This is a genomic window from Martinezella sp. CNPSo 3957 (assembly GCF_057784395.1).
Genome location: NZ_JBXSOU010000004.1, coordinates 244,691 through 257,553, shown reverse-complemented (window position 1 = coordinate 257,553; position 12,863 = coordinate 244,691). Strand labels below are relative to the sequence as shown.

Here is a 12,863-nt window from a genome sequence, read left to right as displayed (position 1 = left end):
CCGGAAGTTCAGGGGATATGCGTTGCGTAATCGTTATTCCTTGCCTCAACGAGGAAAGGCATATCGAGCCGCTGATCGACAAGCTCGGGCGGGCTCTCGACGAACTCGATGCGAAGATGGTGGTGGCTGATGGCGGCAGCACCGATCGCACGCGTGAGATCGTGCGCCATATAGCCGAGAGAGATCCGCGCGTTCTTCTGCTTGACAATCCAAAGCGGCTGCAGAGCGCGGCGATCAATCTCGCCATCGAGACTTTCGGTGACGATCACGAGTATTTCATCCGCATCGACGCCCATGGCGACTATCCGGATGATTATTGCCAGACACTGGTTCAGGAGGCTGGTGCGACGGGTGCCGACTCCGTCGTCGTCGCCATGCGCACCATGGGGTTCAGTGCCTTCCAGAAGGCAACAGCCGTCGCCCAGAACTCCAAGCTCGGCAATGGCGGCTCCAAACATCGCGAAGGTGCCAAGGGTGATTGGGCGGAGCACGGGCATCATGCGCTGATGCGCGTTGCCGCCTTCCGCGCCGTCGGCGGTTATGACGAAAGCTTCAGCCATAACGAGGATGCGGAGCTGGATTATCGGCTGAACAAGGCGGGGTATCGGATCTGGCTAACCGACAAGACCGCCATGACCTACTATCCGCGCGCCAGCATTCCGACGCTCTTCAGGCAATATCTGGGGTACGGTCGTGGCCGCGCGCGCAATATACTCAAGCATCGCAGCATGCCGAGCCTGCGCCAGATGCTGCCGCTTGCGGTCGTGCCGATCTTCATCGGCGCTTTCCTTGCCGTCCTCAACTGGATTGCGGTTATTCCGGTCGGCCTCTGGGCCGTCGCCTGCATCGCCTATGGCTTCTGGATCGCTCTCGGACATAAGAACCCCTATGGGCCGCTGGCGGCCATTTCCGCGATGGTCATGCATTTCGCCTGGTCGATGGGATTCTGGATGGAAGTCCTGAGCTTCCGCAATCGCAGGGTGGCGTCATGACACAGGCTCATCGGCGCCCGATAAAGATCGACATTGCGGTTTGCACCTATAGGCGGCCCGAACTCGATCAGACGCTGCTGTCGCTTGCCGTCCTGAGCATCCCCGCAGGCGCCGTCGTCCGGATCATCGTTGCCGACAACGATGTGACGCCGAGTGCCCGGGGCCGCGTCGATGCCATGCGTTCGACCGTTCCGTTCGAGATCGTCTATGTCCATTGCCCCGCATCGAACATCTCGATAGCCCGCAACGCCTGCCTGGATCATGCAAGCGGCGATTTTCTCGCCTTCATCGATGACGACGAGACCGCCTCGGAAGACTGGCTGAGCGAATTGCTCATCATGGCCGACACGACCGGCGCCGACGCCGTTCTTGGCCCCGTTCAGGCCGTCTACGGAAACGTCGCTCCGGGATGGATGCGGCGCGGCGATTTTCATTCGACTTTGCCTGTCTGGGTCGCCGGGGAAATCCTGACCGGCTACACCTGCAATGTATTGCTGCGCCGCATCGCGCCTTCGCTTGCAGGCCGGCGCTTCAATATCGCGCTCGGACGCAGCGGCGGCGAGGACACCGAATTCTTCGCTCATATGCATAACGCCGGCGGCAGGATCGCCTATGCGATGGATGCGCTGGTCTACGAACCCGTCCCGGAAGGGAGGGCGACGGTCTCCTGGCTCTCGAAGCGCCGGTATCGCATGGGCCAGACCCATGGCCGCATGCTGCTGGAGACCGCAGGCGGCGTCGGGCGCTGGCGCGCGATCGCACTGGCGGCCTCGAAATCCGCTTATTGCTTCGTTGCCGCAGCGCTGCTCTTTCCATCACCCATCAAGCGGCATCGCTACGGTCTGCGCGGCATCATGCATGCCGGCGTGGTCAGCGGCCTCTTCGGAGTCCGCGAAATCGAACAATACGGAAATCTGGAGAAGGCACCGCAATGACGGATTTCATCCCCGATGTCAGCTTCGTCATTGCTGCCTATAACGCCGAGGAAACGCTCGAGCGCGCCATCGACAGCGCGCTGGCGCAAGGCGCCGTCAGTATGGAAGTGATCGTGGTCGACGATTGCTCGACGGACAATACGCGTGAGATTGCCGGCAACCATCCCGATCCGCGTGTGCGTCTAGTTGCTATGGCCCGCAATGGCGGTCCGGGCGCTGCCCGCAATGCCGGGCTCGACGCGGCCCGGGGCCGCTGGGTGGCCGTGCTCGATTCCGATGATGCCCTACGTCCGGATCGGATGGCCCGCCTGATCGCCAGAGCGGAAAAAGCCGAGGCACAGATCGCGGTCGACAATCTCGACGTGATCCGCGAAGACGTCGGCACGATACTGCCGATGTTTCCCGAGCCGATGCTCGCGCGCATGCCGATACTAACGTTGGCTAAGTTCATCGCCTCGAACATGATTTTCCAGTCGGAGCACAATTTCGGCTATATGAAGCCGATCTTCGAGCGTGCCTTCATCGAGAAACATCGCCTGCGCTTCGAGGAGACCCTGCGGATCGGCGAGGATTATATTTTCCTCGCTTCGGCTCTCGCTCGCGGCGGCGTCTGCGTTGTCGAGCCGAGCGTGGGTTATCTCTATTACATCCGCGATGGGTCGATCTCGCGTGTTCTCCGGCAGGACCATGTCGAGGCCATGCTTGCCGCCGACGCCAAGTTCTTCGCCGAACATCACTTCGGCGCCGCTGCCCTTGCCGCCCAACGGCGGCGCACGCGCAATCTGAAGGAAGTCATCGCTTTTCTTAAATTGGTCGACAGCATCAAGCAGCGCGAACTGCAGGAGATGCTCAAGATCGCATGCCTCAACCCGCGGGCCGTACGTCATCTCAGCATGCCGGTCTTTGCCCGTTTTCGTCGGTTGGCCGCGTCGCTGCGGAGCAGCCGCCAGCCGACGCCCTCTCAACTTTCCTCCCCTCTGCCCAATATGGGCGCAGGCCCTCACTCTAACAAAGGATAGAGCCATGGACCCCAAACGTCGTGTGAGAAAAGCAGTGATCCCGGTTGCCGGCAACGGAACGCGCTTCCTGCCCGCCACCAAGGCGATGCCGAAGGAAATGCTGACGATCGTCGATCGTCCCGTCGTTCAATACGCCGTTGATGAAGCCATCGAGGCCGGTATTGAGCACATCGTCTTCGTCACCAGCCGCAACAAGTCGGCGATCGAAGATCATTTCGATGATACGCCGGAGCTGATCTCCTCGCTGCAGCGGGCCGGCAAGAGCCAGCAGGTCAGCGAGTTGGAACGTCTTCTGCCGCGTCCGGGCTCGGTAAGCTTCACCCGGCAGCAGGCGCCGCTTGGCCTCGGCCACGCCGTCTGGTGTGCTCGCGACCTAATCGGCGACGAGCCCTTTGCGCTGCTTCTGCCTGATATGCTCTGCTACGGTATGCGTGGCTGCATGGCCGGCCTGATGGATCTCTATAACGAGACCGGCGGCAACATCGTCGCCGTCGAGGAATGCGCCCCGGAAGAGACGTCGAAATACGGCATTATCGGCAAGGGCGAGTCCGTGCGCCATGGCTTTGCTGTGACCAAAATGGTCGAGAAGCCTCATCCGTCCGAGGCGCCTTCAAACTTTTACCTCAATGGCCGTTATATTCTGCAGCCCGAAATCTTCGATATTCTGGCCCGCCAGGAGCGCGGTGCCGGTAACGAGATCCAGCTGACCGACGGCATGCTGCGCCTGTCCGAGACGCAATACTTCCATGCCCAGGTCTATAATGGGCGTACGTTCGATTGCGGGTCGAAGCACGGCTTCATCGAAGCGAACGTTGCCTTCGCGCTCGCTCGCGCCGATATCGGCGGTTTGGTCTATGACTCGATCCGCAACCTGGTCGTCTCGCACGAAGCGCAGATGACTGCCGCTTAAGCCTGTCACATTGTGGCCTGCGGCCGGGAAGGCCGCAGGCCATGGCAATTGTTCATTCGGGCTTCTCCGACAAGGTGGTCGCCATGCATCAGAAGAACTTCACTTTCCACAGCGCTCTCCCGCAAGCGGAGTCGCAGGATAGCTTTATCGATCTCGATCGGCTGATGGCCGTCGTGGTCCGGCGCATCCGCACCATCATTTTCGCCATGGCCGCCTTTGTCATCCTGGCCGTCGTCTATTTGTTGACGGCCACTGCGAGCTATACCTCGATGACGCAGATATTGCTCGACGAAAGCATGACAAAATATGCCGAGGATCAGCCGCCGGCGGCAAGCAGCCAGCAGGCGGATATGGAGATTGCCAGTGCGGTCGAAATCCTCAAATCAAATGAGATGGCGCTGCGAGTGGTCGATACTGCCGGCCTTGCGGACAATAACACATTGCTCAACCCGCCCGCGTCTCCGGCAGCGTTGCTCAAATCCGGCGTCGGCCTGATCGTCAGCGTCTTCACGCCCGGCCGGCCGCCGATGACAGCTGAGCAGCAGCGCGAGGCCCAGCGTCAGAAGGTTGCTGCTGTTCTGCAGGACAATCTGAAGGTCGAGCGCGTCACACGAAGCTCGGTCGTTGCCGTCTCCTTCAGCTCGACGGACAAGCTTCTCGCTGCCAAGATCACGCGTGCCTATGCCGACGCTTATCTGACCGACCAGCTGAACGCCAATTTCGACGCGACGGAACGTGCCTCCGTCTGGTTGCAGGAGCGCTTGAACGATCTGCGCCAGCGCGCGCAGGAGGCTTCGCTCGAAGTCGAGAAATACAAGGCCGACAATGGTCTGACCTCGACCGGCGGCGAACTGATGTCGGAACAGCAGATTTCCGACCTGAACAAGCAGTTGATCATCGCGCAAGCCGATACGGCCAGCGCCGCCGCTCGCTACAATCAATATAAATCGATCATCGACCAAGGCCCCGACAACGCCGTCAAGAATGCGACCATCTCGTCAAACACGACGGATAATTCGGTGCTGCAGGATCTGAAGACGCGCTACCTCGCTGTCGAAAAGCGCGAGCAGGACGTCACGCAGAACTTCGGTGCCAATCATCCGCAGGCCGTGGCGCTCAAGGCCGAGCGGCAGGACATCACCCGGCAGATTTATCAGGTCCTTCAGCAGCTCACCGCCAGCTACAAGAACGAACTTGATGTCGCGCAGTCGCGGGCGGAATCGCTGCGCGAAAGCATCGACAAGGTCGTCGGCAAGAATTCCGAAGCCAACAAGTCGCTGGTTCACCTGAATGAGCTGAACCAGAAGGCATCCGCGCTGAAGACGCTCTATGAATCCTATCTTGGCCGGTTCGAGCAGGCGACGCAACAGCGCTCGTTCCCCATCGCCAAGGCCCGCGTCATATCACTCGCCGGTGTGCCGACTGCGCCGTCCAGTCCGAAGAAGACGCTCGTCATGGCGCTCTCGATCATTCTCGGCCTGATGGTCGGCTGCGGTGTCGCCGCATTCCAGGAGTTTCGCGATCGCTTCTTCCGCGTCGAAGCCGATGTGCGGGCAGCGCTCGGATTGAAGTTCCTCGGCTATCTGCCGCTGCTCGGCCAGCAGGGCAAGAACAAGAAGAAGTCACGCAGGGCCAGTGCAGGAGCGGAGCCGGCGACGGCGGAAGATGGAGAAAACGGCGTTGCTTTCGAGCGCATGATGCGCATATCCGTTGAAGCGCCGCGCTCGATCTTTGCCGAGACCCTGAGAAACGCGAAACTTGCAAGCGACGTAATGCTGCAGGGCCGCGCCGACCGCGTCATCGGCGTCATCTCGGCACTCCCCGGTGAGGGCAAGTCGACGACCGCCGCCAATTTCGCGGCGCTGCTTGCCAGCAGCGGCAAACGTACGCTGTTGATCGACGCCGACTTGCGCAATCCGGGCCTCAGCCGGACGCTGAAGTCACAGCCGCATGCCGGCCTGATCGAAGCCGTGCTTGGCGAAGTGCCCTGGACGAATGCCGTGAAGGTTGACCCGCGCACCAAACTTGCGATCCTGCCGGTCGTGGTGCGCGATCAACTGCTGCACACCAGCGAGCTTCTATCCTCTCAGGGCATGCAGCATCTGATGGAGAATGCGCGCAAGATGTTCGACTATATCATCGTCGACCTTGCTCCGCTCGGTCCCGTCATCGACGCGAAGGCTTTTGCGCCGCAAGTCGATGCCTTCCTGTTGGTGACCGAATGGGGTGCAACCCCGACCAATCTGGTGCGCCATGTCCTGGAACAGGAGCCGCAGATCAACTCGCGCATTCTGGGCGTCATCCTCAACAAGACCGACATGTCGGAACTGCCGCGCTACAGCGATTTCGGCGGAACGGAGCGTTACCGGCAGAAATATGTAAGCTACTACACCGAGGCGCAGCCGCGTGCCGAGGTGGACGCTTAGAGCAGCTCCAGGAAAAGTGCGCAGCGGTTTTCCGTCCGGAATTGCGTGACAACAAAGAGATAGAACGGTTCGGAGGCTCCGCGAAAAGCTGAACCGCTCTAACCCGTCTGTGTCTTGCCGGCCTTGAGCCGGGTTCTCGCCAGAGCATGTTCTCGCCAGATCGTGAATATGCCCGCCGCAACGACGATGAGCGCGCCCACAATCATGGGCGCGCTCAATCTTTCGCCGAAGATGGTAACGCCGATGATGGCAGAGAAGACGAGCTGCAGATAGGTCAGGGGCTGAATCACCACCGCGTCGAGCATATCGTAGGCGCGGATGAGGAAATAATGGCTCGAAACGCCTGTCAGGCAGAGAATGCCCATGAAGACCCAATCATGTGGCGCAAGCGGTGTCCAGAAGAACGGTCCGATGCAGGTCATGGCGACGGCACCCACCACACCTGTATAGAAAAAACTGGTCATGGCGCCATCCTCGCGGCTGACATAACGCGTCAGCACGACATAGAGCGAAAATAGCAGCGCACCGAAAAGCGGCACCAGGAAACGCGCATCGAAGGCACCGCTCTCCGGCTTCAGGATCAGCAGCACGCCGACGAAGCCAAAGCAAATTGCCAGCCATCGTCGCCAGCCGACCTTCTCGCCAAGGATCGGTATGGACAGCAGGGCCACCATCAGCGGTCCGGATGAAAAGATCGCCTGCGTATGGGCAAGACCGACAATGACGAAGGACGAGATCGCGACGACGATCTGGGCGGCAAGCAGCAGGCCGCGGGCAATCTGCAGGATAGGCTGCTTGGTCCGGGCGTTGCGGCGCAATCCGCCTGGCGCGCGCGAGGCCATCGCGATGGCGAAGAGCATGAAGGCCCAATAGCGGATCATCGCCACCAGAAGCGGCGGGTAGGCGCTGACAAGGTGCTTGGAAATGCCGTCCTGTATGGCGAATATGCTGATTGCCAACAGGGTGAAGACGTAACCGGTACTATTGGATTTCATGATTATCGAAGGAAGAGAATGTGCAAGGCCCCGGAGACGCCGGGTTCGGCGCCTCGATTCACCTTAGGCTATTCCTGGGCACAATCATAGACTTCCGGTTTGCCTTCGGCTCAACCGGAAAGCCGTTGATCAACCTTTGCCACGATCTACGACGAAAGCGGTGAAGCCTTCGAGGAAAGCCGAGAGATTGTGCTTCACCTTCTCATCGACGATCGCCCCGTCTGCATCGAAGACGCTGCCGGCGCGCGACACCATCAACCGGCCGCCAAACCATGCTTCGGCACCGAGCGTACGCAAGACCGCCAGCCAGGCATTCTGGCTGAGAATGGTGCCGAAATTGCCCGGCGACGCGCCTAGAACCGCGATCGGTTTCCCGCCGAAGACCTGCGCGATGTCAGTAGAGGGGCGACTCATCCAGTCGATGGCGTTCTTGAAGACGCCAGGAAGCGAATTGTTGTATTCCGGTGTGAACAGGATCAGCCCGTCGGCCGAGATGGCCAGATCCTTGAGCTCCCGCACCTTGTCCGGAATGCCGTCCGCGGCCTCGAGATCGGCGTCATAGAGCGGCACGCCATGGATGGTGCGCGCGATCAGTTCGACACCGCTTGGTGCGAGTTCGACGGCGGCATGGAGCAGAGCCGTGTTGAAGGAGCCTCTGCGCAGGCTGCCTGATATGCCGAGTATTTTCATTGCTTCCTCCATTTGCCGTGAGGGGAAGACATTTATGCTTTGGCCTCCTGGGTCAAGGCCCGACGGCGATATTATGCGGCAAGCAACGACTTCAGCTTGACGGAGTTTGCCGCCAGAGCGGCGTGATCGGGATGTGCGCGGGCGGCGATCAGCATTTCGGCAAGGCGGATGTCGCGCGCGATGGCATTGCCGCGCCCGATGCCGCTGGCGGCAAGCAGCCTTCCGTCTGCGCCGAGATGAAAGAGAATGAATGCCCCGTCATCGAGGTCGCGCCGCACATGAGTGACCGCTTCATCCGCCAGCCCTGCGATCTGCAGCGTAAAATCATATTGATCGGACCAGAACCATGGGACGGCGGATATTTCCGCACTTTCGCCCAGCATGTTGGCGGCGGCCAGATTGGCCTGCTCCTGCGCATTGCGCCAGGATTCGAGGCGAACGCGTCTCCCGCCATAAAGTGACAGCGGAAACGAGCAGCAATCGCCTGCCGCAAAGATATCCGCATGGGAGGTCTCCAGCCGCTCGTTGACGGCAATGCCATTGTCGATGGCAAGGCCGGCTTCGGTTGCCAATCTGACATTCGGCAGTGCGCCGATCCCGACGAGCAGCAGATCGGCGGAGATGACTTCGCCGCCCGCCAGACGAACGAGCGCCCTGCCGGCTTCTTCCTGCAAGGCTTCGATGGTCTGGCCGCAACGAATATCCACGCCTTCCAGGCGATGCCGTCTGGTAATCGCTTCAGCGATCTCTTCGGGCACGCCGCGCTTCAAGACGCGCGGCAGACCCTCGATAACGGTGACGTCTGCACCGCGGATACGCGCCGTTGCCGACAGCTCAAGGCCGATGAAACCGCCACCGATGATGGCGATGTGCCGTCCGGGATGAAGCGCTGCATGCAACGCCACCGCATCGGCGTGGGTGCGCAGCACGCGGATGCGGTGCGATGTGCCATCGGCGCCGGGAAGGTTGCGCGCCGATGCTCCTGTCGCAAGCAGAAGCTTGTCATAACCGAGCGTCTGCCCATCCGAGATTCTGGCGGTCTTCGTTGCAGGATCGATCGCAGTGACCGTCGTATCGAGCTTCAGATCGATCGATTGCTCCCGATAACGCTCCAATGGGGCGATGAATTTCGGCTCCGGCGCCTCATCCGTCCCACCCTTTGACAATGGCGGACGTTCGTATGGCGCCAGCGGCTCGGCGCCGATGAGCGTGATGTCGCCGGCAAATCCCTTTTCACGAAGTGCGAAGGCGGCGCGAGCGCCACATTCTCCGGCTCCGATAATGACGAAATGAGCCACGCTTGCCTCCTCAGAGCCCGATGAAGACGGTGCCGTTTTCGACCTTAACCGGATAGGTCTGCAAGTTGACGCAGACCGGCGCGCCCTTGGCTTCGCCAGTGCGGTAGTCGAAGCGGCCATTATGCTTCGGACATTCGATGATGTTATCCATGACCAGCCCATCGGCGAGATGGATCTTCTCATGGGTGCACAGGCCGTCGGTCGCGAAATAATCACCCTCAGGGCTGCGATAGACCGCGAAGGTCCGCCCATCATGGTCGAAGCGAATGACATCCTCTTCGTCGATCTCATCGGCGGCGCAGACTTCGATCCAATTGCTCATCGTTTCCTCCCTTTTTATGTCCGATTTATTGAGCGGCGGCGGCCGGTAACTCGCCGTGAAATTCCTCGCGGTAAGGCCGCGCCGTTGGCGGCAGCTCGCGCTTCAGGAAATAATCCTCGTTGCGCAATTGCCGCAGGAATGCCGGGATCATCTCGCGGTAACCGGACCAAATGGATGGGTTTGGCGCCGGCAGATCATGCTTGATCATCGCATGCAGCTTCGGCAGGGCGTGGTAGGGCACCATCGGGAACATATGATGTTCGACATGGTAGTTCATGTTCCAATAGATGAAGCGGCTGATCGGGTTCATCATGACGGTACGGCTGTTCAGCCGGTGGTCGATGACATTGTCGGCAAGGCCGCCATGCTGCAGCAGGCCGGTCAGGACGTGATGCCAGGCGCCATAGAGCCGGGGAAGGCCGACCAACATCAGCGGCAGGATCGAGCCGATGGCGATCGCGCTCGCAATGGTGGCGATATAGATGGCCAGCCAGATGCGGGCGATGCGGATCGCCTTCGGCTGTTCCATCTCTGGAATGAAGCTCTTTTCCGCAGCGCTGACGCCGCCGGCCGCATTGCGCAGCATGTCGACGATCGCGTACCAGGCATCGAGGATGCCGAAAAAATTGAGGACGAGGCGGAAGAGGTCCGGCGGCCGCATGACGGCGATCTCCGGATCGCGACCGACGATGACGGTATCGGTGTGGTGGCGGGCATGGCTCCAGCGCCAGGTGACCGGATTGCGCATGATCATGAAGCAGGCGATCTGATAGACCGCGTCGTTCATCCAGCGTGTCTTGAACGCCGTGCCATGGCCGCATTCGTGCCAGCGGCTGTCGGAGGCAGAGCCGTAGAGCACGCCATAGGCCAGGAAGAAGGGGACACAGATCCAGGAGCCCCAGAAGTAGACACCAAGTGCTGCGAAGATCACCATGCTGCCGAGCCAGATGGTGGTGTCGCGGATCGCAGGCGCGTCCGAGCGCTGCATCAGCGCCTTCATGTCCTTGCGCGGCACATCTGTATGATACCATTCGGCGGCGGCAAGTCCCGTTTCCACCGCCAGCCTGCCGCTTTCGCCGAGCAGATCATAGTCACGCTTGATTATCGTCGTCATTCCTGCCTCCCGCGATGTGCAACAGCGCACCGCCTCGATGCCGAAAACGATAGATCGACTTTTCGCTTGCCTCAATGCATGAATGATGGAATCTATCAAAACATATCAAACTCTGACGTCATGAATGATGACATATCTCAGGAGTAGCCATGCGTCGCCCCACCATAGCGGATCTTGCCAAGGCGTCCGGCGTCAGCGTCGCAACGATCGATCGTGTGCTGAATGGGCGCCATCGCGTACGGGAAGAAACGGCACGCCGCGTCTATGAGGCGGCGCAGGAAATCGGCTATCATGCCGTGGGCCTCCTGCGTCAGCGCGTCTTCGAGGACTTGCCGCAATATCGGTTGGGCTTCGTCTTGCAGAAACCGGTTCAAGCTTTCTACCAGGCCTTTGCCAGGGAGATTGCGGCGGCGGCGCAGGCGGTCACGACGGCGCGCATCAATGCCCAGATCGACTTCGTCGCAGCCTCGACCCCGACGGCGATCGTCGAGAAGCTGAAGACGGTGGCCGCACGCAGCCAGGCGGTCGCGCTTGTCGCACCGGACTATCCGGCGGTCACGGCTGCGATCGAGGAGCTGAAGGAAAAGGGCATCCCGGTCTTTTCGCTCCTGTCAGATTTCTCCACCACGGCGCGCCAGGGCTATATCGGTGTCGACAACCGCAAGGTCGGGCGCACGGCCGCCTGGATCATCGCACGCTCCGCACGGCGTCCGGGAAAGGTCGCCTGTTTTGTCGGCAGCCACCGCTTCCTCGGCCATGAGCTGCGCGAAATCGGCTTTCGCTCCTATTTCCGCGAAAATGCCCCGGAATTCGAGGTGCTGGATACGCTCATCAATCTCGACACGCCCGAGATTACCCATGAGGCGACGCTCGATCTCCTGCAGAAGCATCCCGAACTCATCGGCTTCTATGTCTGCGGTGGCGGCATGGAGGGAGCAATTTCCGCCATTCGCGAGGAGCGTTTATCCGGCAAGCTGATCGCCGTCGTCAACGAGTTGACGCCGGAATCGAGGGCAGCGCTTGCCGACGATGTCGTAGCCATGGCGATCGGCACGCCGCTGCCGGCGCTTTGCAAGGAACTGATGAGCCTGATGATCAAGTCCGTCGAGAGCGATGACGCTGCCGTTCCCGGGCAGAGCTTCCTGCCGTTTGAAATCTTCCTCTCGGAAAACATCTGACAAGTATGATGTAATTCTATCATTATCTCAAGAATTCTATCAGGAATGATGGCTGATGCCGATGGAAGAAGGACAGGAATGTCGCTAGTTCTTCGCAAAGCAGGCGCAGCGGATCTGGAATATCTCTTGCTGCCGGACGCCTTGAGGAGGAGTGCCCATCATGAGTTCCATTCGTTTCGCGCTCAATCATATGTGTGCGCCGTCATTGAGGCTCGAATCGTTCTTTGCCGCCGCAAAAGAGCTCGGCATCGATAGCGTCGAGATCCGCAATGACCTTGCCGGGAACGCGATCCTGGATGGTACGCCGGCAGCGGCCGTCAAGGAGCTCGCGGCGCGGCATGGGCTGACGATCATCTCGATCAACGCTCTGCAGCGTTTCAATGAGTGGAACGACGAGCGTGCCCGGGAGGCAGCGGCGCTGATCGATTACGCGCGCGATTGCGGCGCCGGGGCGCTCGTCCTCGTTCCGGTCAACGACGGCAGCGGCCGCGAGCCGGAGGCGCGGCATGCTAATCTCCGCAAGGCGCTGTCGGCCCTGAAGCCGATGCTGGAAGCGGCCGGCATCATCGGCCTGGTAGAGCCGCTCGGCTTCGAGATCTGCTCGCTGCGCCTGAAGAGCGAAGCGGCAGCGGCGATCGAGGAACTTGGTGCGAGATCCACCTTCCTCCTCGTGCACGATACTTTCCACCATCACCTCGCAGGTGAGGCGGCAACCTTCCCCGAACTGACGGGTCTCGTGCATATTTCCGGCGTCAGCGATCCCGATGTTTCCGTTGCGGACATGCGCGATCCGCATCGTGTTCTTGTCGATGCGGAGGATCGTCTCGATAATGTCGGTCAGCTCCGGGCACTACTCTCTGCTGGCTATGCCGGACCGGTGTCTTTCGAACCTTTTGCCCCGGCGGTGCATGCCCTGAAGGAGCCGGTTACGGCTCTCAAGGAAAGCATGGCTTATATCGCCGGTCGGCTTTGACCGAGTAGCCC

12 protein-coding genes are annotated in these 12,863 nt (G+C 60.5%); 7 read left to right on the top strand and 5 right to left on the bottom strand.

Annotation, left to right across the window (positions count from 1 at the left end; all coding sequences use genetic code 11):
- Positions 1–17: 17 nt before the first annotated feature.
- The 5 genes from AC13QE_RS12620 to AC13QE_RS12600 all read left to right on the top strand — a co-directional run bounded on the left by AC13QE_RS12620 (position 18) and on the right by AC13QE_RS12600 (position 6,282).
- Positions 18–992 carry a glycosyltransferase family 2 protein gene (locus tag AC13QE_RS12620; protein ID WP_488483929.1) on the top strand — a complete coding sequence of 325 codons (975 nt, stop codon included), beginning with the start codon at positions 18–20 and terminating at the stop codon, positions 990–992.
- On the top strand, positions 989–1,927 hold the full coding sequence (locus AC13QE_RS12615; protein WP_488483928.1) for a glycosyltransferase family 2 protein: 939 nt from the start codon (positions 989–991) through the stop codon (positions 1,925–1,927). The genes AC13QE_RS12620 and AC13QE_RS12615 overlap by 4 nt, the downstream gene beginning before the upstream one ends.
- Complete coding sequence (locus tag AC13QE_RS12610; protein ID WP_488483927.1) at positions 1,924–2,946, top strand: glycosyltransferase family 2 protein; 1,023 nt, start codon at positions 1,924–1,926, stop codon at positions 2,944–2,946. The genes AC13QE_RS12615 and AC13QE_RS12610 overlap by 4 nt, the downstream gene beginning before the upstream one ends.
- 4 nt (positions 2,947–2,950) lie before the next feature.
- The gene (gene galU, locus AC13QE_RS12605; RefSeq protein WP_015343418.1) at positions 2,951–3,856 is read left to right on the top strand and encodes a UTP--glucose-1-phosphate uridylyltransferase GalU; all 906 of its coding nucleotides are present in this window, start codon (positions 2,951–2,953) and stop codon (positions 3,854–3,856) included.
- 83 nt (positions 3,857–3,939) lie between these two features.
- Entirely contained in the window at positions 3,940–6,282 is a 2,343-nt protein-coding gene (locus AC13QE_RS12600) for a polysaccharide biosynthesis tyrosine autokinase (protein WP_132719555.1), read from the top strand.
- Positions 6,283–6,380: 98 nt separating this feature from the next.
- Here the strand turns inward: AC13QE_RS12600 and AC13QE_RS12595 are convergent, their stop codons facing one another.
- The 5 genes from AC13QE_RS12595 to AC13QE_RS12575 all read right to left on the bottom strand — a co-directional run bounded on the left by AC13QE_RS12595 (position 6,381) and on the right by AC13QE_RS12575 (position 10,701).
- A complete protein-coding gene (locus AC13QE_RS12595) occupies positions 6,381–7,277 on the bottom strand; it encodes a DMT family transporter (protein ID WP_132719326.1) in 897 nt (298 codons plus the stop codon).
- Positions 7,278–7,406: 129 nt separating this feature from the next.
- Positions 7,407–7,967, bottom strand: coding sequence for an NADPH-dependent FMN reductase (locus tag AC13QE_RS12590; RefSeq protein WP_488483926.1), 561 nt, complete (start codon positions 7,965–7,967; stop codon positions 7,407–7,409).
- 71 nt (positions 7,968–8,038) lie between these two features.
- A complete protein-coding gene (locus AC13QE_RS12585; RefSeq protein ID WP_488483925.1) occupies positions 8,039–9,265 on the bottom strand; it encodes an NAD(P)/FAD-dependent oxidoreductase in 1,227 nt (408 codons plus the stop codon).
- Between the two features lie 10 nt (positions 9,266–9,275).
- On the bottom strand, positions 9,276–9,587 hold the full coding sequence (locus AC13QE_RS12580) for a MocE family 2Fe-2S type ferredoxin (RefSeq protein WP_488483924.1): 312 nt from the start codon (positions 9,585–9,587) through the stop codon (positions 9,276–9,278).
- 25 nt (positions 9,588–9,612) lie between these two features.
- Complete coding sequence (locus tag AC13QE_RS12575) at positions 9,613–10,701, bottom strand: fatty acid desaturase family protein (protein ID WP_488483923.1); 1,089 nt, start codon at positions 10,699–10,701, stop codon at positions 9,613–9,615.
- A 149-nt stretch (positions 10,702–10,850) separates the two neighbouring features.
- Here AC13QE_RS12575 and AC13QE_RS12570 point away from each other — a divergent pair, with 149 nt between their 5' ends.
- Both AC13QE_RS12570 and AC13QE_RS12565 read left to right on the top strand, forming a co-directional pair.
- Positions 10,851–11,879 (top strand): LacI family DNA-binding transcriptional regulator, encoded by a 1,029-nt coding sequence (locus AC13QE_RS12570; RefSeq protein ID WP_488483922.1) that lies wholly within the window; start codon positions 10,851–10,853, stop codon positions 11,877–11,879.
- Between the two features lie 160 nt (positions 11,880–12,039).
- The gene (locus AC13QE_RS12565; RefSeq protein ID WP_488483921.1) at positions 12,040–12,852 is read left to right on the top strand and encodes a TIM barrel protein; all 813 of its coding nucleotides are present in this window, start codon (positions 12,040–12,042) and stop codon (positions 12,850–12,852) included.
- The last annotated feature ends 11 nt before the right edge of the window (positions 12,853–12,863 follow it).